At 72.2% G+C, this 20,871-nt stretch carries 11 protein-coding genes and 2 pseudogenes; 6 read left to right on the top strand and 7 right to left on the bottom strand.

From position 1 onward, the window contains the following. Positions 1-42: 42 nt before the first annotated feature. From AS857_RS05185 to AS857_RS05195, 4 genes are all read right to left on the bottom strand, one after another. A complete protein-coding gene (locus tag AS857_RS05185; protein WP_058041903.1) occupies positions 43-1,488 on the bottom strand; it encodes a CoA transferase in 1,446 nt (481 codons plus the stop codon). 69 nt (positions 1,489-1,557) lie between these two features. Beyond that, on the bottom strand, positions 1,558-2,295 hold the full coding sequence (locus AS857_RS05190; RefSeq protein WP_063804158.1) for a helix-turn-helix domain-containing protein: 738 nt from the start codon (positions 2,293-2,295) through the stop codon (positions 1,558-1,560). 137 nt (positions 2,296-2,432) lie between these two features. Continuing rightward, positions 2,433-2,789 (bottom strand): PP2C family protein-serine/threonine phosphatase, encoded by a 357-nt coding sequence (locus AS857_RS41010; protein WP_275477349.1) that lies wholly within the window; start codon positions 2,787-2,789, stop codon positions 2,433-2,435. Further along, positions 2,790-3,551, bottom strand: coding sequence for a hypothetical protein (locus tag AS857_RS05195; protein ID WP_245699583.1), 762 nt, complete (start codon positions 3,549-3,551; stop codon positions 2,790-2,792). It lies immediately after the preceding gene. 19 nt (positions 3,552-3,570) lie between these two features. Here AS857_RS05195 and AS857_RS41015 point away from each other — a divergent pair. The 3 genes and pseudogenes from AS857_RS41015 to AS857_RS38545 all read left to right on the top strand — a co-directional run. Next, positions 3,571-3,774: pseudogene (locus tag AS857_RS41015) on the top strand (GDP-mannose 4,6-dehydratase); the annotation flags it as partial. Between the two features lie 197 nt (positions 3,775-3,971). Further along, the gene (locus tag AS857_RS05200; RefSeq protein WP_058041905.1) at positions 3,972-5,153 is read left to right on the top strand and encodes a cytochrome P450 family protein; all 1,182 of its coding nucleotides are present in this window, start codon (positions 3,972-3,974) and stop codon (positions 5,151-5,153) included. A gap of 973 nt (positions 5,154-6,126) precedes the next feature. After that, a pseudogene (locus tag AS857_RS38545) lies at positions 6,127-6,405 on the top strand (macro domain-containing protein); the annotation flags it as partial. 378 nt (positions 6,406-6,783) lie between these two features. Here AS857_RS38545 and AS857_RS05210 read toward each other — a convergent pair. Beyond that, positions 6,784-7,200 (bottom strand): nuclear transport factor 2 family protein, encoded by a 417-nt coding sequence (locus tag AS857_RS05210; RefSeq protein ID WP_058041906.1) that lies wholly within the window; start codon positions 7,198-7,200, stop codon positions 6,784-6,786. 162 nt (positions 7,201-7,362) lie between these two features. On the opposite strand from AS857_RS05210, the gene AS857_RS05215 reads away from it, so the two are divergent. Continuing rightward, positions 7,363-8,130, top strand: coding sequence for a helix-turn-helix domain-containing protein (locus AS857_RS05215; protein ID WP_107105515.1), 768 nt, complete (start codon positions 7,363-7,365; stop codon positions 8,128-8,130). A 978-nt stretch (positions 8,131-9,108) separates the two neighbouring features. Here the strand turns inward: AS857_RS05215 and AS857_RS05220 are convergent. Beyond that, positions 9,109-9,453, bottom strand: a complete 345-nt coding sequence (locus AS857_RS05220; RefSeq protein WP_058041908.1) for an ArsR/SmtB family transcription factor — start codon at positions 9,451-9,453, stop codon at positions 9,109-9,111. 56 nt (positions 9,454-9,509) lie between these two features. Between AS857_RS05220 and AS857_RS05225 the strand changes: the two genes are divergently transcribed. Beyond that, positions 9,510-10,748: an MFS transporter gene (locus AS857_RS05225; RefSeq protein ID WP_245699584.1), complete on the top strand. Its 1,239-nt coding sequence runs from the start codon at positions 9,510-9,512 to the stop codon at positions 10,746-10,748. 126 nt (positions 10,749-10,874) lie between these two features. Here AS857_RS05225 and AS857_RS05230 read toward each other — a convergent pair whose 3' ends face one another. Then, on the bottom strand, positions 10,875-12,086 hold the full coding sequence (locus tag AS857_RS05230) for a cytochrome P450 (RefSeq protein ID WP_245699585.1): 1,212 nt from the start codon (positions 12,084-12,086) through the stop codon (positions 10,875-10,877). 274 nt (positions 12,087-12,360) lie between these two features. Here AS857_RS05230 and AS857_RS05235 point away from each other — a divergent pair, with 274 nt between their 5' ends. Then, on the top strand, positions 12,361-20,847 hold the full coding sequence (locus AS857_RS05235) for a type I polyketide synthase (protein WP_079110073.1): 8,487 nt from the start codon (positions 12,361-12,363) through the stop codon (positions 20,845-20,847). The last annotated feature ends 24 nt before the right edge of the window (positions 20,848-20,871 follow it).

Genomic DNA, 20,871 nt, shown 5'->3' on the forward strand with positions numbered 1-20,871 from the left:
GACCGCGGCAGTGGCGGGTCCCGGAGAACCCGGAGAAGTGGCCTAGCGCCACTGGAGCGCGGCAGACCCGAGCGGGGAACGTCGGCCGGCCTGTGGGACCGTGCGCCCGCTGTACGCGAACGGTGTCGCCGGTTCGGTGAGCGGGCCGAAGTCGGTCTCGGCGGTCGACAGCGCGGCGAACGGCGTGCGCCCGGGCCGGGGCAGGTCGAGTACGTCCTCCCGTGCAAGCAGCCCGAGTTCCTGCACCCAGTGGCAGACCCCGGCCAAGGTCACGCGGATCCGCCAGGAGCCGCCCTCGGTAGCACGCCGGCGCAGGACCGTTGCCACGGCGGCGGCCCCGAGGTAGGCGGCGAGGTAGTCATTGAGCAGGTACGTCGGCGGCAGCGACGGCCGGTCGGTCCACTCCTCGATGGCGAATCCGGTTGCCGAGCAGGCGAGTTGGTCGAACCCGCCGCGTTCGCCCCAGGGTCCTTCGGCACCCCAGGCGTGATATTCGAGGGTGATGAGTCCGGGGCGGCGCCGGACGAGTTCCTCGGTCGACGCCCCGTGCCGGGCGAGTCCCCGGTAGGCGTGTACGAAGACGTCCGCTTCCTGGAGCGCGTCGTGGAAGGCCGCACGGTCGTGATCGTCGCGCAGGTCGCAGTAGGCGTTGCGCTTGCCGCCACCGGTCATCGCGATCATCGGGATCGGGTCGGGGCGGTCGGGACGCGTCAGGTGCAGCACGTCGGCGCCGAACTGGGCGAGGAGCCGCGCCGCGACGGGACCCGCGATGACATGGGTGAGATCGAGCACCCGTACGCCCGCGAGCGCCTCATCGGCCTCACCGATCGGCTCCAGCGGCCGGACCGGTCCGTCACCGACGCGTTCGATCTCGACGACCGGACGCTGGGCCACGTACCGCCCGGCGGGGTGCGCGAGCCACTCGTCGCGGGTGCGCACGACGCAGGCGACGCCACCCCGCGCGCAGATGGCCTCCTCCAGCGTGAAGGCGTCCCAGTCGGCCGCGGCCTGCGCGATCCCCACCTTGTCGAGCCCGCACCTGAGCACGGAGCAGACCGCGTCCCGCAGATGCGGATAGGTGGTGATGATGAAGATCCACCGGCCGTCGCGCGCCCGGTAGAAGTCGTTGTTGCCGAGCAGCGCCGGATCGTCGAGCAAGACACCGATCGGACGTCCCGACAGCGTCGTGTGATACGTGGCCATGAGCTGGTCGATCGCGGCCCCGGCCTGCACCTCCACCTTCTGGTGCTGGTGACCGCGCTGTTCGCCGACCGCCGCCGTCTGCCGCCCGAAGACACCGATCGCGGCGGACATGGCATCGGCGAGGCGGTGCACCGAGGGCACCAGGGGATCGGCTCCGACGACGGTGATGTCCTCGGCTCCCCGGGCCGGATCGGGGTCGCCAAGGGCGTGCAGCAGCCGGGAGAGCATCTCGCCGACAGAGGTCGGCGAGATCGTCTCGGTCGTGGTCAGCGTGTGCGAAGTCATGCCGGGATGCTCGTTCCCAGCGCTGCACGAGTGCCCGGATTCACGGATATCCGTGAATCGATGCGGATGTCACGTCCGCCTCTCCTGGATGTGCGCGAGCAGCCGGGCCGCCGCCCGGTCCAGGCGCAGCCGCTCCGAGCGGCCGCGACGCCGGTGCGTCAGCACGAGGGCGCCCGTGACGACGGGGCCGTCAGTGACGGGGATCGCGAGCGCGCTGACCTCAGGATCGGCCAGACCCTCGCTGCGGCTGATGCGCGACGCGCGGATCGCCGGAAGGGCGCGGCGGAACTCCGCGACCGCCTCGGGGTCATGGCGGGCGAGCTCGTCGAGCAGCCCGTGGCGCTCCGCCTCGTCGGTGAAGGCCAGCAGCAGCCGGCCCGCGGCGGTGCGCAGCAGCGGCCGGGCCATGTGCTCGTCGGCAAGCGGCAGGAGGCGGGGGATCTCGTCCTCGCCGCCGCGCGCGAGGTGCACGGCGTCGAGCCCCACCCGCACCGTGAGCAGCACCGGGGTACCCGCGACGCGGCTCAGCTCGTCGAGCTCGGCCTGACTGATCCGCGGGACGACCCGGCCCGCGATGAGGTTGAGGACATGCGGGGCGGGCCCGAGCCTGAAGCGCCCGCGTTGTTCCAGCAGAAAGCCGGTCGCGGCAAGGCCGTTGACCAGGTCCTGCACCGAGCTCGCCGGCGCCCCGACCGTCCGCGCCAACTCGGCCACGGTCACCCCGCCCGGCTCCCGCGCGGCGGCCTCCAGGATCCACGCGACCCGGTCCACCGTACGGTGACGCCGCCGTCGGCCGTGCTCGCTCATCCCGCCCCCACCTTGTCTTTCTTGTACGTCGCCGGCCACTGGCGCCGACACGGCCCGTCGATCCTTTCCCGCACCACCCCGACGAGCAAGCCGTCCCCGGCCCCGCAGACGTCACAAGCCCGGCAGCAGAAGGTGGTTCACGCAAAGGCGGAAGGACCGTCTCCGGGGCGAAGCCGTCTGCGAGCCGATTGACGTTCGCCGAGACGGCCAGGAACTGGCAGGAGGGTGGACCCGGCGCCACGCGTGGCGGGACGGAAGCTGTAGAGCAGGACGCAGTCGCCCGGTTCCAGTGTCGTTTCGTGGACTTGCCGGGGCGCCGGGGCGAGTTGGCCGGCCAGGCCGATCGGCGGCTGCGGGGGGCTGTCCAGCGCCCCGTCGAGCACCCGCTCGCCACGGATCAGCAGCGGCGGCGGGTGACCGCAGTTGACCCAGCGCAGCACCCCGGTGAGCGCGTCGAGCCGGCACAGCACGCCGGTGCAGAAATGGTCGGGCAGTCACTGGGCGAGCGCCTGATCGACGGAGCCGACGATGTCGGCCAGGTCGCCTCCGCCGCGGCGGGCGTTTCGCGCCGCCGCCATAGCGACCGACGTGGTGAGGCCGGAGTTCAGATCGTGACCCATGGAGTCGAGGATCATCGTGTGCAGGATGTCCTTGACGACCGAGTGGTCGAAGGCGTCACCGACGACGTCGTACGCCGGTTCCAGGACCGCGGTCGACACGCACCTGCTGCTGCCGATGGTGTGGGACGGCAGGAAGGCCCGCAGCATCTCGGTGGGCAACCGCATGGTCGCGGTGCGGGCGCGGGCGGCGAGCCAGTCGCTGTAGGCGCGCTTGGAGGTGATCAGCATGGCGAACAGGTATGCCAGCATGCGGCTGCGGCGCATCCGCACCCCGTCGAGCGAGGCGGTCCGCACCGCCAGCACGCCCAGCCGCTCCGCACCGTCGACCAGAGGCATCCAGATGATCACGTCGTCGGCGGCGTCGTCCACTCGCGGAGTGACCGTGCGGTACGCCCAGCCGGCCAACGAGCCCTCCACCAGCAGCGGCTCCATGGTCTCGTCGAGTGGGATGAGCAGCTGTTGCTGCAGGTCGACGAGGTAGATCAGCGCGGTGCCCAGGCCGAGGGCCGAGGCGCACCGGTTCGCCAGGTCGGGCAGTTCGAACGGCAGGGATGTCTGCGCCTCGATGATCAACTCTTCCAGTCGAGTCTCGTCGACGGCGGTGCCGGGACCGGCGGGCGCATGTGGTGGGTCCACCGATCCCGGCTTCTCTCACATCGGGCACGATTGCGGTTCACGCCGGGCACCATCGCGTGGGCGCGCGCTGATCACCGCGATCACGGGGCAGGACGGCTCGTACCTCGCCGGGCATCTGCTCGCCGAGGACTACCAGGTGTGGGGCCTGACCTGAGGGCAGGCCGATCCGTGCAAGGACCGGGTGGTCAAGCTGACACACGACCTCTCCTTCGTGGACGGTGATGGACCAGGGGAACCTGGTCCCGGCCGGGGGCACGCTGCCCTCCGGTGGACAGACGGCGCTTCCGCATGGACGAACGAGAAGGCAACCTGCGAGCCGAGACAGAATGGCTGCTGCTCGTCGCCCAGCCATGCGCAACAGCGACGTCGTGCGCGCGACCACCACCGAGACTGTCCAAACAAGGAAGCCGTTCCCACACCATGAGCGACCCGCTGTCGGCCCCGGAGTTCCTCCAGAACCCCTACCCCTTCTACGACGAACTCCGGGCGACAGCCCCGGTGAGCCAGGTAGTCACCGGCTCCGGAAGCCGGTCCAGCTACCTCGTGACCGGCTACGCCGAAGCGAAGACAGCCTTCACCGACCCGCGCCTGTCCAAGGACACCGCCCGGTTCTTCGCCGGCCGTACCTCCGGCCGCAACCTGCACCCCGCGGTGGCCCACACCATGCTCGCCACCGACCCGCCCGAGCACACCCGGCTGCGCCGTTTGGTGACCAAAGCGTTTACCTCCGGCGCCGTCGCCCGCTTGCGCCCGTATATCCAGCACACCGTCGACCACCTCCTCGACGCTCTCCCGAAGAATGGTGAGGCGGACCTCGTAACCGGTCTGGCCGTCCCGCTGCCGGTGACGGTGATCTGCCAGATGCTCGGCGTGCCCGAGAGCGATCGGTCCCAGGTGCGGATCTGGTCGAACGACCTCTTCGCCGCCGGGCAGCCCCAACGGATCGACGCAGCCTCCCACGCCGTGGCCGGCTACATGGCCGACCTCATCGAGGCCAAGCACCGCACTCCGGACGACAGCCTGCTGCACGACCTCATCACCGTCCGGGAGGAAGGCGAACAGCTCAGCGAAGACGAGTTGGTTTCTCTCGCCGTCCTGCTCCTCGTCGCCGGTCACGAAACCACCACGAACTTCATCGGCAACGCCGTCCTGGCACTCCTCCAACACCCCACCCTCCTCAGCAATGCAAGAAGTAATCCCGCCCAGATCGACAGCATGCTGGATGAACTGCTGCGCTATGACTCACCGGTCGGGATCGCCACCTTTCGATACAGCACGGAAGCGATCGCACTCGGCAATACCGAAATCCCCGCCGGCGTCCCGGTGCTCATCTCGCCCGCAGCGGCGAATCGAGACCCCGCCCGGTATCCGGCTCCCGGCTGCCCCGACGCCGAGCGCGACGCCAGAGGTCACCTGGCATTCGGTCACGGAATCCACCGTTGCCTGGGAGCACCTCTCGCCCTGGCCGAGGCAGAGATTGCCCTCCGTGCACTTCTGACCCGGTTTCCTGGGCTCCGCCTGGCGGTCCCGCCTGACGGATTCCGGTGGCGGCTTACACGACTTATGCGGGGCCTGGAGTCCTTGCCGGTGTTCACGGTGTAGAGCGCGGCTGACGGCAGCACTCTGCAGCCGGAGGGCCCTGAGACGGACGGCGGCGGAGGATCACCCAGACCGGAATCCGGCAGCGGGGGTGTCCCACTCTCCCGGGTTCCCGGCGGGTACGGTGTCGTCGACCGGCTCGCCCGGATACCGGGGAACCGCGGGCCGTTTCTTCCGGAGGGCAGAGGATCTCGGCATCGTCGTCTACGACGGTCACCGAAACCCCATGGTCACGGGGAACGGGGAGGTCAGCCAGACCGTAGCGGCCCCGAGCGGTGGCGGTGCATCCACCGGAGGAGCATCGGTCCGTGACTGTCACAGGGGCACGGGCTCTCGTACACGCGGCAGGAGTGGACGTTGGGCTTGGAAACCGTGCTGGTTCGGTGCTGACTTTTGGGCCCGCGAGTAGGAAAACCGCAGGTCCTAGCCCTGTCCGGATGGGTTGTCGTACCACTCGATAGTGGTCCCTATGAGGCTCGCGACGACGATTCTGGGGATCGAGTTGGGAGTTGAGATGGGTGGGGGAGGGGCAGCCATGGCCATCACTTCCGGGTGGGCGAGGGGCGCGTCATCGCGTCGCCACACGGCAGGAAGCGGCAGGTCAGGGGCCTATGTGGTGGGGGTCCACACTTCGGAGGCGGGGTGTGAGGGCAGCACCCATGAGGGGGCCCTGCGGGCGCCGGCGTATCACTCAACTCGATTTAGGAATCCGCGCGGAGTAATGTCGTGATTGGAGTGATCTGGCGCTCGGGTGCTGACTCCCGTGCTGTCTTGGTGCTGGCCACGCAGCGTTGAACTAGGGCGTACGGCGTGCATCACCCCGCTGCTGAGCGGGCGAAGGTGTTCTTCCGTGGATGTGATTGCCCGGGGCGTGGGGTGCGGGCCCGGCGGATCGCCCGGCTCAGATCTTCAGTGCAAGACGTCCCGCCCCTGCCTGTTACGTCAGGGAGAGGCAGCCGGACGTAGGTGAACACTCTGGGTCATCCACATCGTGGGCCCGGTGTTTCAGGTTTCAGGCGGAGACGAGAGCCTTCTTGCCTCCTGTTACCGGGAGGCCCTCCGCGTTGCGGACGAACTGGGCGCGAAGTCGGTCGCGTTCCCGGCGATCTCCACGGGCGTCTACCGGTGGCCCATGGAGGACGCGGCCCGCATTGCGGTCGAGACGGTGCGGCAGACACCGACCTCGGTGGAAGAGGTCCGCTTCGTCCTCTTCGGCGAGCAGGCGTACGAGGCCTTCGCCGGCCAGGTGGGGTGACTAACCCGCGTCTCTGCCGAGAGCGTCTGCCCGACCCGAGCCCCCTTACAGAGCCGCCGGGATGCCGCCGAGCCATCAGGCTGCGGCATCCCAGCGGCCTTGTCTTCGAGGACGTTGATGAGCATTTTCATGGCAGGTTCCTTCAGTGACGGATGGTTGGGCCGCTGATCTGCATTTCAGCAGGTGTTAGTGGCCAGTTGGAATTCCCCACAGGCGGCCAGTTGGTGGGGAGGTATCTGGCCGCCGCTGATCACTCAGCGTGGTGGTTGTCGATGGTGGGCGGCGTGCTGGTCGTGCGCCGGGATCGCCGACGTAGGGTTGCCGCCCCGGTCTGCCTGCTCGTCGGGGCCGACCGGCTCACGGCCAGGTCGGGGATGGCTACTGTGGGACTTCGCCGAAGATCATGCGGTGCCCGCGGACTGTGTCCACGTATTCGCGGACCCGGTGGATCAGCTCGTCCCGGAGCTCGAAGACGAAGCAGTAGTCGTTGGTGTAGTGGTTGCCGTTGGCGAGCGTCGCCGTCATGGTCGCCTCCACGGTCACCCGCTCGCCGTCGGTGTGGGACCCGTGGAAGGAGACGGTGACGTCACGCACGAACAGGCGGGGGAAGTCCTCGGCGAAGAAGCGCACGATCGCCTTCCTGCCCACCATGTGGTGGGTGGCCTCGAGCGCGACGGCAGTGGCGTTCCCAGGGGGCGACAGCCATTCGGCGTCCTCGGTGAGGACTGCGGAGATCCGATCGGGGTCGTTGCTGGCGAGCGCCTGGAATGCGTTTTGGATGATGGTGTGGCTCATGAACCCACTGTCACCGTCACTGCGCGCCGGCGTATTGGACAAATGTTCCGGTCGATGTCCTCTTAGCATGGGGTCATGCGATCCGCTGCGCACGAGCGTGGGGCTGTGGCCGGGTGGGGCGTCGTGAAGTCGCCGAGGCCCAGCCGGGTAGCCGGTGTCAGCATGGCCGGGTTCCGCGGCGGCAGCGCGGGCCCGGTCGACGTGCGGGTGGTCCCGCACCCGGCGGTCACGCTGGTTCTGGAGTTCGGTAACGGCCCGCTCGTCGTGGATGTCGCCACCGGTCGGCAGCAGCGGGGAAACCTTGTCGCCGGGTTCTTGCACGGCGCTGTTCGCGTGCGAGGCGAGAACATCGAGTGCGTGCAGGTGCGCCTGTCCCCGGTGGCCGCACGCGCCGTGCTGGGCGCCTCCCCGTCGGAGCTGGACCGTACCCTGGTCGCCCTCGACGACCTGTGGGGCCAGGACGCGGCACGGATTGGACAGCAACTCGGGGATGCCACGTCGTGGCAGGACCGTTTCGCGTTGGCGGAGGCGTTGCTCGCCCGCCGAGCAGAGACGGGACCGTCGGTGGATCCCCAGGTGGCCTTCGTCTGGGACCGGATCCTCGTCAGCCGCGGCCAGGCCCGGGTCGAGGACCTGGCGGCCGAGGTCGGGTGGAGCCGCAAGCGCCTGTGGTCCCGGTTCCGGTCGCAGATCGGACTTCCTCCCAAGCGCGCCGCGAGGCTGGTCCGCTTCGACCATGCCGCCCATCGCCTGGCCGCCGGCGAAGGTGCGGCCAGGGTCGCGGCCGACAGCGGCTACGTCGACCAGTCTCACCTGCATCGGGACGTTCTGGCGTTCACCGCAATGACTCCGGCGACCGTGGTCGGCCAGCCATGGCTGGCGGTGGACGGCATCGCGTGGGCGGAGCACGGCGTCGGTGAGACGGGCTGACATCGCACCCCGTGCATCACGCGCCGCTCGGCACGGGCGCAGAGATGGCCTCCACCCTGTGGAGCGCAATCTGCGTTCGTTCGCTGACGACCGTCCGTGAACCCAAAACTGGCCGTACGTGGGGAATTCGAACTGGCCGCTGTCAAGCAGGTCAGCTGTTGGTGGAGCTAGTGGTTGATCTTGGCGGGCTCTGGTGGTCTGTGGCGGTCTGTGGCGGTACTGGTGCTGACCTAATGCTGACTTTACTGATGGTTCGTCAAGTAAATCGCTACTACTCAGCGTGATGGGTCCCAGGGTGCTGAGGCTGCCACCCTGAGGAACTCCGATGCCTCAAGAGCCGAGCCCCCATCAGGTGGAGACGCCTGGACAGCTGTGGCGAGTGCGGCGGCCGGAGTGACTGCGGCGATATTCGGTGTGCACCTGATCGCGTGCGCCGACGGGAGTGATCGGATGGCGTTCGTCCTTCAGGTCCTTTGGGCTCAGGAGGGACGACTCGCAGTGCATGCCGCGGCGAATGTGGTCTGCAGGCGCGGCTACGATCAAGCCCCCGTGGTGTGGCTGCGATTGCCCTCGGCGCTGACGCAGAGACCTCACTCGGTGGTGTCCCCGCGGCGCGCCCGGGCCAGGTCGCCCCGGCCATCTTGCCGCCGCTTCTGCCTGTCCCACGGGGGTGTGGTCGAGGGCTGGATACCCGAGTCGGGACAGGCGCTGAACAGGCGAGCCGCTGGCGCAAGCCTTGGTGGGCGTCGGCAGGCCCATTGCGGAGTTCGGGGCTGGTGGGCGGCCGTTTCCGCATACCGTCACCTTGAGCAGGCGCCGTGACCGCCGGGTCTGCTGCCATGGAGTACTCAGCCGACTTCCCCACGGCGTCTACCAGGAGGAGATCCGCCCGGCCGTGGAGCCTCCCGCCGGGGCGCACCGGCGGCGAGGGCTACCCGTATCGGTCGACCCCGCGCCCCCCGGTCGAGCCCAGGGCGCTCACACGGAGGAGGGGGCTCCGGCTCGTTCGGGGGTGCCGAGGATCGCTTCGAGGAGGCCGGGGAAGCGGGTTTCCATCTCGTCGCGGCGGACGCGGACCACCCGTTTGCGGCCTTCGACGACCGTCCTCGTCAGGCCCGCCTCGCGCAGGACCCGGTAGTGGTGGGAGATCGTCGGGTTGCTCAGGCCGAGGCCGGCCCGTTCCACCAGGATCGCGCAGTCGATCGGTTCTACGGAACGGTAGAGCGCGCCCATCAGTGTGCGCCTCCCCGGATCGGCGAGCGCGCTCAGGATGACCGTCAGATCGAACGAGTCGACCGACGGTTCGGGCAGCGTGCGTGGCACCGCAGGCTCCTCTCAACTCTTTGACCGGCATCGAATCGTAGTCTAATCTCAGTCGTGTGACGATTCCACAATCATCGAATTCATCGAGTTCATCGCTGACCTGGCGTCTGGTCATCCTCGCCATGGGTACGTTCGTGCTCGGGGTCGACGGTTTCGTGCTGCCCGGGCTGCTCCCGGAGATCTCCTCGGACCTGTCGGTGAGCACGACGAGCGCGGGCCAGCTCACCACGGCCTTCGCCATCGCGTACGCGATCGGGTCGCCGGTGATCGCGACGCTGACCGGACGGATGGACCGGCGCGCCGTCATCGGCGTGGGTATGGTCGCGTTCCTCATCGGGATGGTGATGCAGGCCGGGGGGCCGACCTACGAGGTCGTGCTGGTGGGCCGGGTCGTCGCGGCGTTGGGCGCGGCGGCGTTCCAGGCCAACGCCTTCGCCGTGGCCGGGGTGCTGGCCCCGCCCGAGAAGCGGTCGAGGGCCTTCGCGGTGATCGGCGCGGGGTCGAGCCTCGCCGCGGTCCTCGGCGTCCCCTTCGGCTTGCTGATCGGCCAGTTCTGGGGCTGGCGCGGCACCCTGTGGACGATCGTCGTCCTGGCCGCGGTGGCCGCGGTGCTCGCAGGCATCGGAGTGCCGTCGATGACGCTGCCGGCGACGACGATGCGGGAACGGCTCGCGGTGCTGGTGAACCCGCGCATCCTCGTCCTGCTCGCGGTGAGCGCCCTGGTGCTCGCGCCGCTGTTCCTCATCACTTCCTACGCCGCTTCCGTCGTCGGGGTGAGCACACCGGACAACGACAACGCGATCCTGGTGGCGCTGCTGGTCTACGGCGCGGGCTTCTTCCTCGGCAACCGGCTGGTCGGCAAGTTCGCGGACCGGTTCTCCCCGCTGACCGTGCTCACCGCCGGGATGGTGGTCATCATCGCCGGGTCGGCCCTGCTGGCCGCCGTCCAGCACTGGTTCGTGCCCACGCTTGTGGCACTGTTCATCCTCGGTCTGATGGGTTCCGCGTTGTTCATCCCCCAGCAGAGCCGGGTGTTCGTCGCGGGCGGGGACGTGGCCCCGATCGCACTGAGCCTCAACGGGTCGATGAACTACGTGGGTACGGCCATCGGTGCGGGCGTCGGCGGTGCCGTGCTGTCCGTCGGGGGCGTGCTCTGGCTCGCCCCGGCCGCTGCCGTTCTCGCCGCCTTGGTGGTAGGCGTCGCACTGCTCACCGCGCCCGAGCGCAAGGCGAAGAAGGCGTCCGCAGCGCCCGCCGCGGCCGAACAGGGGGAGCTCGCCCCGAACGAAGCCTGACGGAAGCCTGACGGACCGGCCCGGCCGGGCCGCAGCGGTGAACCGGTGCCGGGCGTTCCGCCCGACGCACACGGGGAGGCGCGGGGTGCACCACCGCCCCGCGCCTCCCCGTGTGCCGTGCGGCGTTCAGGCCGCGATCATGCGGACCGGCATCTCGGTGATGCCGGTGAACTGGTAGGAGCGCAGCCTCGGGGTCGGGCCGGTGATCTCGATGCGGTCGACCTTTTCGGCCAGCGCCTTGACCATCAGCTCGATCTCCAGCACGGCGAGGTGCTTGCCCACGCAGAAGTGCGGGCCGCCGCCGCCGAAGCCCAGGTGCGGGTTGGGGTCGCGGCCGATGTCGAAGGTGTCGGGGGCGGTGAAGACCGTCTCGTCGCGGTTGGCCGAGACGATGTGCGCCATGATCTTCTCTCCGGCCTTGATCTGCCGGCCGCCCAGCTCCTGGTCGACGACGCTGGTGCGCCGGAAGACCTTGGTCGGCGACACCCAGCGGACGATCTCCTCCGCGGCCGTTCTGGCCAGGCCCGGGTCGGCTTTGAGGCGCGCCCACTGGTCGGGGAACTGGGCGAAGGCCTCGACCGCGCCGGCCAGCGAGTAGCGGGTGGTCTCGTTGCCCGCGACGGTCATCAGAACGAAGAACGCCTGGAACTCCTCCTGGGTCAGCTGGTTGCCCTTGTCGTCGGCGCTGACCATCCGGGTGATGATGTCGTCCACCGGGCAGCGCAGCCGGTCCGAGCCGAGTGCCGCGGCGTAGTCGGACATGTCCGCGACCGCGCGCCGCGTCCCCTGCGCGCCGCCGTTCTCGTCGTCGGTCTGCCCGGCGATCGCCGTGGACCACTCGAAGATCCGGTGCCGGTCGGCGCGCGGGATGCCCATCACCTCGGCGATCACCACCAGGGGCAGCTCCGCGGCGACGGTACGGACGAAGTCGCACTCGCCCTGCTCGAGGGCGGACTCGACGATCTCCGCGCACTCGGCCTCGATGCTCGGCCGCAGCTGCTGCACCACGCGCGGGGTGAAGCCGCGGGCGACCAGCGAACGCACCCGGCTGTGCCGGGGCGCATCCTGGTGGATCATCATGCGGCGCTGCACCTCGATGACGCCCGCGTCGAACTCCTGCGGCTGCGACCCCTTCAGCTCCGAGGAGTACAGGGCGGGGTTGCGCGCGACGTGCACGACATCGGCGTGCCGGGTGACGGCCCAGTGGCCCTCGGGCACCTCGGGGTCGGGGTTGCGGAACACGGGGGCTTGGCTGCGCAGCACGGCGAAATCCTCGTACGGCGGGCCATCGAGATAGCGTTCCTGGTCGAAGACGTCCATCTGGTCCAGGGTTGTCAACGGACCGACTCCTTTTATACGTGGAATTATTGCCGCCACGACGCGCTCGCGAGCGCGAATTGGGCGAGATATTCCGGGACGCTACGCGGCGCCGGCCGCCCTCGCCCACCCCTAATCGGCGACCCCGGTGCACCCCTAATCGATGCCCCGAAGGGGCCCGTCCGAGCAAGGGTGGGCTAGGGGTTGAGGGGGCGTCATGCCTGGACAAGCATCGGTTTCCACAACACGCGGTCGTTCGGCCCGGCGCCGTGCCAGGCTCATGGTGAGGAGCACGATGCTCAGCGAGGGAATTCCGTCCACGAACGCGGTCGCGATAGTAGGGATCTCCTGCAGGCTTCCCGGAGCACCCGACCCCGACGCGTTCTGGCAATTGCTCGAAAACGGCCGCAGCGCCGTCACCGGCCCCCCGGCCGACCGCTTGCGCGAAGGCGCACTGCCGGCCGCCGGGGGATTCCTGGACCGGGTGGACGGCTTCGACCCGGATTTCTTCGGCATCTCGCCGCGCGAAGCCGCGGCCATGGACCCCCAGCAGCGCCTGCTGCTGGAATTGGGGTGGGAGGCACTGGAGGACGCCGGCATCGCGCCGCCCGCTCTTGCGGGCAGTGCGGCCGGCGTGTTCGTGGGAGCCATCGCGCACGATTACGCCACGCTGGTGCACCGCGACGGCGGCGCGATCACCCGCCACACGCTCACCGGGCTCAGCCGCGGCATGCTCGCCAACCGGATCTCGTACACCCTGGGGCTGCGCGGGCCGAGCCTCACGGTGGACACCGCTCAGTCGTCGGCCCTGGTCGCCGTGCACCTCGCGGCGGAGAGCGTCCGGCGCGGGGAGTGCTCCGTGGCGATCGCGGGCGGAGTCAACCTGATCATCACCCCGGAGAGCACGCTCAGCGTCTCGGAGTTCGGGGGCCTCTCGCCGGACGGCCGCTGCTACACCTGCGACGCGCGGGCCAACGGCTACGTGCGGGGCGAGGGCGGCGGCCTCGTCGTGCTCAAGCCGCTGTCGGCGGCACTCGCCGACGGCGACCCCGTCTACTGCGTGGTGCGCGGCAGCGCGATCAACAACGACGGTGCCACGGACGGCCTGACCGTGCCCAGCGGCGAGGCCCAGCGCGCCGTGCTGCGCCGGGCCGCCCAGCGGGCGGGCATCGCCCCCTCGGCCGTGCAGTACGTCGAACTGCACGGCACCGGCACGCCGGTCGGCGACCCGATCGAGGCGATCGCCGTGGGCGAGGAGTTCGGCCGGGGCCGGTCCGGACGCCCGCTGGTGATCGGGTCGGCCAAGACCAACGTGGGCCACCTCGAAGGCGCCGCCGGTGTCGTGGGCCTGCTCAAAGCCGCGCTGAGCCTGCGCCACCGGAAGATCCCCGCCAGCCTCAACTTCGACACCCCCAACCCGCGGATCCCCTTCGACGAGCTGAACCTGGCGGTCGCGCGCACCACCGGGGCGTGGCCGTCCCCCGACCGGGAACTGGTCGCCGGGGTCAGCTCGTTCGGCATGGGCGGCGCGAACTGCCACGTCCTGCTGTCCACCCCGGCCCTGGCCGCCGAACCGCCCGCGACCGGGGGCGGCCAGGACCCCGCCGTGCTGCCCTGGGTGCTGTCCGCGGCCAGTGCCGACGCGCTGCACGAGCAGGCCGGACGGCTCGCCGGCCACGTCCGCTCCGTACCCGGCCGCAGCGCCCTCGACCTGGGGTACTCGCTGGTGCGCACCCGCGCCCGCCTGGATCACCGGGCGGTGGTGCTCGGCGGCGACCGGACGGAGCTGCTCGCCGGGCTGGACGCCCTCGCCGGTGGCACCCCGTCCGCCGCCGTCACCAGCGGGCGGGTGCCGCGCGGCGCCGCGGGCGGGCCGGGCGGCACCGCGTTCCTGTTTCCCGGCCAGGGCAGCCAGCAGGCCGGGGCCGGGCGCGAACTCCACCGGGACAGCCCGGTGTTCGCAGCCGCCCTCGACGAGGTGTGCGCGCGGCTGGACGCGCACCTCGACCGTCCGCTGCGCGACCTGCTGTTCGCCGAGCCCGGGTCTGCCGATGCCGCGCTGCTGGACGAGACCCGCTACACGCAGCCTGCGCTGTTCGCCCTCGGCATCGCGCTGTTCCGGCTGGCCGGGCACCACGGGCTGCGGCCGGACTTCCTGGCCGGTCACTCGGTCGGCGAGCTCGCCGCCGCAGCGGTCGCAGGAGTGTTCTCCCTGGAGGACGCGGCCCTGCTGGTCGCCGCGCGGGGCAGGTTGATGCAGTCCGCGCGGCGAGGCGGGGCGATGGTCGCGATCCAGGCGGACGAGGGCGAGGTCGCGCCGCTGGTCGCCGCGCAGGCGGGCCTGTTGTCCGTCGCCGCCGTCAACGGGCCCGGTGCGGTCGTGGTGGCGGGCGACGCGGACGCCGCCGCGGAGCTCGCCGCCCGGTTCACCGCCCTGGGCCGCAAGACGCGCAGGCTGCGGGTGAGCCACGCCTTCCACTCCCCGCACATGGACTCCGTGGTCGACGAGTTCCGGTCGGTCGCGGCCGGGGTCACGTTCGGCGAGCCGCGGATCCCTGTACTGTCCAACGTGACCGGCCTCCCGGCCGGCGAACGGCTGACCACTGCGGACTACTGGGCCGAGCACATCCGCCGGCCGGTGCGGTTCAGCGACTCCGTCGCGTACCTGGACCGGGCCGGGGTCACCGGCTTCCTCGAACTCGGCCCGTCCGGCGTGCTCACCGCGATGGTCCGCCAGGGCCTCCCCTCGCGGTCGGACCGGCCCGCCCTCCGGGCCGCTGCGCTGCTGCGGCCGGAGAGGGCGGAGTGGCGCTCGGTACTGGAGGCGTTCGCACAGCTGGAGATCGCCGGCAGCGGGCCGGACTGGACCACGGCCCTGGGGGGCGGCCGCCGGGTGCCCCTGCCGACCTACCCCTTCCAGCGCGGCAGCCACTGGACGACCACCGCCCGGACGACGCCGCCCGCGCCGGACGTGCCGGCTGCCCGGCTCGCCCCGGACGGGGAGGCGCCCGGCCGCTCCGCCGGCAGGACCGGCCTGGCCGCCCGGCTGGCAGGCCTGACCGGCGAGCAGCAGGACCGGCTCGTGCTCGACCTGGTGCGCGCCTGCGCTGCGGCCGCGCTGGGCCACGACGACCCCGCCGGTGTGGCGGTGGACCGCACGTTCACCGAACTCGGGCTGGACTCGCTCGGCTCCGTGGAGTTCCGCGACCGGCTGAGCACCGCCGCGGACCTGCCCCTGCCGTCGACCCTGACGTTCGACCACCCCACCCCCTTGGCCGTGGCCGCGGCCGTGCGCGCGGCGGTCGACGGCGACGACACCCCCGCTCCGGCCGCGCGCCGGGCAGCCGTCGAGGACGAGCCGATCGCCGTCGTGGCGATGGCGGGCCGGTGGCCCGGGGGCGTGGAATCCCCCGAGGCCCTGTGGGAGCTGGTGTCCACCGGATCGGACGCCGTGGGCGGCTTCCCCGGCAACCGCGGCTGGGATCTGGACCGGTTGTTCGACCCGGATCCGGACCGGCCGGGGACGACCTACGCCCGCCGTGGCGGGTTCCTGCACGACGCCGATCTGTTCGACGCCGACTTCTTCGGGATCAGCCCGCGCGAGGCCACCGCCATGGACCCGCAGCAGCGGTTGCTGCTGGAACTGGCCTGGGAGACCTTGGAGCGCGCAGGCATCCGGCCTGCGGCCCTGCGCGGCAGCGCCACCGGGGTGTTCGTCGGCGCCACCCAGCAGGAGTACGGTCCGCGGCTGGCCGACCCGGCGGGCGACGGCGGCGGCCACCTGCTCACGGGCGGCACCAACAGTGTCGCCTCCGGCCGGATCAGCTACGCGCTCGGCCTGACCGGACCCGCCCTCTCGGTCGACACCGCCTGCTCGTCCTCGCTGGTGGCCATCCACCTGGCCGGGCAGGCCCTGCACAGCGGGGAGTGCGACCTGGCGCTCGCGGGCGGGGCCACCGTGATGGCCGCACCGGGCATGTTCACCGAGTTCTCCCGGCAGCGGGGCCTGGCGCCGGACGGCCGGTGCAAGGCGTTCGCGGCCGCGGCGGACGGCACCGCATGGGCGGAGGGAGCGGGCCTGGTGCTGCTGGAGCGCCTGTCCGACGCCCGGCGCAACGGCCACCCGGTGCTCGCGGTCGTCCGCGCCACCGCCGTCAACAACGACGGCGCGTCCAACGGGCTGACCGCGCCCAACGGGCCCTCGCAGCAACGGGTCATCCGGCAGGCCCTCGAGCGGGCCGGACTGCAGCCGTCCGACGTGGACGCGGTGGAGGCGCACGGCACCGGGACCGCGCTGGGCGACCCGATCGAGGCCCAGGCGCTGCTGGCCACCTACGGTGCGGGCCACTCCGCCGAGCGGCCGCTGTGGCTGGGCTCGCTCAAGTCCAACATCGGCCATGCACAGGCCGCCGCGGGCGTGGCCGGCGTCATGAAGATGACGCAGGCCCTGCAGCACGGCGTGCTCCCGCAGACGCTGCACGTCGACGAGCCGACCCCGCACGTCGACTGGTCCGGCGGGGCGATCGCCCTGCTCACCCAGGCGCAGCCCTGGCCGGAGACCGGCCGGCCGCGGCGCGCCGCCGTGTCCTCCTTCGGCATCAGCGGCACCAACGCCCACCTCATCCTCGAACAGCCGCCCGCGCCCGCCCCCGCCCCCGCGCCGGAGGCGGGCCCGGACCGGCCGCTGCCCTTCGTCGTGTCGGCGAAGAGCCCGGCCGCCCTGCGGGAGCAGGCCGCGCGCCTGCAAGCGTCCGTGGAGGGCGGTTCCGCGCCGCTGCCCGGGATCGCGCAGGCCCTGGCCACCACCCGGACCGCCTTCGAGTACCGGGCCGCGGTCGTGGCCGGGTCCCGCCACGAACTCCTCGCCGGCCTGGCCTCCCTGGTGCAGGACGGCACCGCGCCGCACGTGGTGCGCGGCGCAGCCGCCAAGGAGGGCAAGGTCGCCTTCGTCTTCACCGGCCAGGGCAGCCAGCGCGCGGGCATGGGCCGTGAGCTCTACGAGACCTCCGCGGTGTTCGCCACGGAGCTGGAGAAGGTCTGGGCCGAGTTCGACCGGCACCTGGACCGCCCGCTGCGCGAGGTGATGTTCGCCGAGGCGGACGCACCGGATGCCGGCCTGCTGCACGAGACGGCCTACACCCAGCCCGCCCTGTTCGCGCTGGAGGTCGCGCAATACCACCTGCTGCGCGCGCACGGACTGGCCCCGGACCACCTGATCGGGCACTCCGTCGGCGAGCTGGCCGCCGCGCACGTGGCGGGCGTGCTCGGCCTGGCCGACGCCTGCGCGCTCGTCGCCGCCCGCGGCCGGCTCATGCAGGAACTGCCCGCAGGCGGCGCCATGGCGGCCATCGAGGCGTCCGAGGACGAGCTGCGGCCCACTCTCGCCGAGCACGGGGGAGCGGTGGCCGTCGCCGCCGTCAACAGCCCCACCTCCACGGTCGTCTCCGGCACGGCCGAGCAGGTCGAGGCCGTCGCCGCGGCCTGGGCCGCACGCGGCCGCCGGACCCACTCGCTGCGCACCAGCCACGCCTTCCACTCGCCGCTGATGGACGACATGCTCGAGGAGTTCGCGCAGATCGCGGGGCGGCTGCACTACGCCGCGCCGGCCATTCCGGTGATCTCCAACGTGACCGGTGCGCCCGCGGCCGACGGCGACCTGACGACTCCCGCGTACTGGGTGCGGCACGCGCGAGAGGCGGTCCGGTTCCTCGACGGCATCCGCGCGCTGCACGCCGAAGGGGTCACCCGCTACGTGGAGGTCGGCCCGGACTCGGTGCTCACCGCCATGACCGGCGACTGCCTGGCCGACACCGACGGCGACCACGTGCTCATCCCCACGGCGCGCCGGGACCTGTCCGAGCGCACGGCGCTGCTGACCGCGGTGGCTCGCGCCCACGTGTGCGGGCTGCCCGTGGACTGGCCGGCGGTGTTCGGCGACGAGGCGGGCAACCCGGTCGGCCTGCCCACCTATCCGTTCCAGCGCACCCGCTTCTGGCTCACCGCCGACGCCGGCGGGCCGGTGGAGCTGGGCGGCGCCGGGCTGGCCGCGGGCGAGCACCCGCTGCTGCCCGGCGCGGTCGAGCTGCCCGACGGCGGGTGGCTGTTCACCGGGCGGATCTCCACCGCCACCCACCCCTGGCTGGCCGACCACGCCGTCGGCGGTGCGGTGCTCATGCCGGGGGCCGGATCCGTCGATCTGGCCGCGCACGCGGGCGCCCGGGTGGGCAGCCCGCACCTGGAGGAACTCACCCTGGAGTCACCCCTGCCGGTGCCGGACGAGGGCGCGGTACTGCTGCGGGTGGCGGTCCGCGCGCAGGACGCCACGGGCGCCCGCACGGTCACCCTGCACTCGCGCCCCGCGGACGGCGACGACCTCCCCTGGACCCGGCACGCCAAGGGCGTGCTCACCACCGTGGACGGCGAGCGGCACACGACGGGCACCCTCCCGCCCGCCGACGCGGAGCCGCTCGACGTGACCGACTGGTACCCGCGCCTCGCCGACGAGGGGTACCAGTACGGGCCGGTCTTCCAGGGGGTCGAGGCGGCCTGGCGGCACGGCGAGGACACCTACCTGCGGATCCGGCTGCCGGAGGGCGCCGACAGCCGTGGCCACCGCGTCCACCCGGCCGTGCTGGACGCGGCACTGCACCCGCTCGTGCGGGGCCGCGGCGACAGCGGTTCCGGCACGATGCTGCTCCCGTTCGCCTGGTCCGGGGTCTCCGCGTACGCCGCCGGCGGCACTGAATTCCGCGCCCGGGTGTCGCGGACCGGCCCGGACACCGCAGCACTGCTGATCACGGACCCGGCCGGGGCCACCGTGGCCGCCGTGCAGTCCCTGGACCTGCGCTCCGTACGCCGCGACCGGCTCGGTGCCGGCCAGGACCCGGCGGGCGCGCTGTTCCACATCGCGTGGCAGCCGGTCGAACCGCCGCGGCACGCCCCGCACCGCGCCATCGCCCTGCTGGGCGCCGAAGAGGCGGACTGGGCCGCATCGCTGGGCGCCGGCCACGCCTACTCCGAACTGGCCGCGCTCCAGGCGGACCTGGACTCCGGCACCCCCGTGCCGGACCTGGTGCTGACCGCCGTCACCGGCCCCGTCCACCGGGGCGGAGTCGTGGCCGAGGCACACGGGGCGACCGCCCGGACCCTGGCGCTGCTGCAGGGCTGGCTGGCCGACGACCGGCTCGCCGCGTCCCGGCTGGTGATCGTCACCACCGGTGCCGTCGCCCTGTCCTGCGCGGACGTGCGCGCCCTGCACGCCACCCCGGTGTGGGGCCTGGTGCGGTCCGCGCAGACCGAGAACGCCGACCGGTTCGTGCTCCTGGACGTCGACGACGACCCCGCCTCGCACCGCGCGCTGCCCGCCGCCCTGGGGCTCGACGAGCCGCAGTTGCACGTGCACGGCGGCCGGATCCGGGTGCCGAGGCTGGACCGGGCCGGGCGCGGCGAGACGCTGCCCGCGCTCGACTCCGGCGGCACCGTGCTCATCACCGGCGCGAACGGCGCCCTGGGCGGCCTGATCGCCCGTCACCTGGTCACCGCCCACGGCGCCCGGCACCTGCTCCTGGCCAGCCGCCGCGGCGGCGCCGCCCCTGCGGCGGCCGGTCTGGAAGCGGAGCTGCGCGCCCTCGGGGCGGAGGTCACCTGGGCGGCCTGCGACGTCGCCGACCGCGACGCGGTGGCAGCACTCCTCGGCCGGGTACCCACGGCCCACCCGCTGACCGCGGTGGTGCACGCCGCGGGCACCCTGGACGACGGCGTGATCGGCGCGCTGACCCCGGAACGCCTGGACGCGGTGCTGCGGCCCAAGGCCGACGCCGCCTGGCACCTCCACGAGCTGACCAGGGACACCGAGCTGTCCGCGTTCGTGCTGTACTCCTCGGTCGCCGGGGTCCTCGGTACGGCCGGGCAGGCCAACTACTCCGCGGCCAACGCCTTCCTCGACGGCCTCGCCGAGTACCGGCACGCACTCGGCCTGCCCGCCACCTCCCTGGCCTGGGGCCTGTGGGACAGCGGCATGGGGGAGCGGCTCGACCCGGCCGCCCGCGCCCGGATGAACCGCGCGGGCCTCGCGACGATCTCCCCCGAGCAGGGGCCGGCGCTGTTCGACGCGGCGCTGGCCGTCGACCGCGCGGTCGTGGTCCCCGCACCGCTGGACCTGGCCGCGGTGCGGGCCGGGGCGGCCACGGGTCCGCTGCCGCCGATGCTGCGGGGCCTGGTGCGCACACCGGCCCGGCAGGCGGAATCCGGCGGCGCGGCAGAGTCCGGCGGCGCCGCGCACCTCGCGGCCCTACCCGAGGCCGAGCGGGCCGCCTGGCTGACCGGGGCGCTGCGCACGCGGCTGGCCGAGGTGCTCCGTCACGAGAGCGCGGACGCGATCGACGTGCGGCGCGGGTTCCTGGACATGGGCCTGGACTCGCTGGCCACCGTCGAGCTGCGCAACCAGGTGAACGCGCTGGTCGGCCTCCGGCTGCCGACCACCCTGCTCATCGACTACCCCACCGTGGCCGCCCTGGTCGAGCACCTGCTGACCAGGATCGCGCCGGAGCCCGGCGCCGCGGCGGAACCGGTGCGGACCGGCCTGGACCACCTCGAGGACAGCCTGTCCGTCGCATCGCCCGCCGAGCGCGAACTCATCGCGGCCCGGCTGCGCGACCTGCTGAGCCGGTACGGCCGGGCCGAGGCCGGCGCGCCGGCCGCCGACCTGGAGACGGCCAGCGACGACGAGATCTTCGATCTCATCGACAACGAACTCGGCATCTCCCCCATCGAAGAGGACTGAACCTCCCGTGACCACACCTCCTGT

This window comes from Streptomyces roseifaciens (genome assembly GCF_001445655.1).
GTDB classification, from domain to species: Bacteria; Actinomycetota; Actinomycetes; order Streptomycetales; family Streptomycetaceae; genus Streptomyces; species Streptomyces aureoversilis.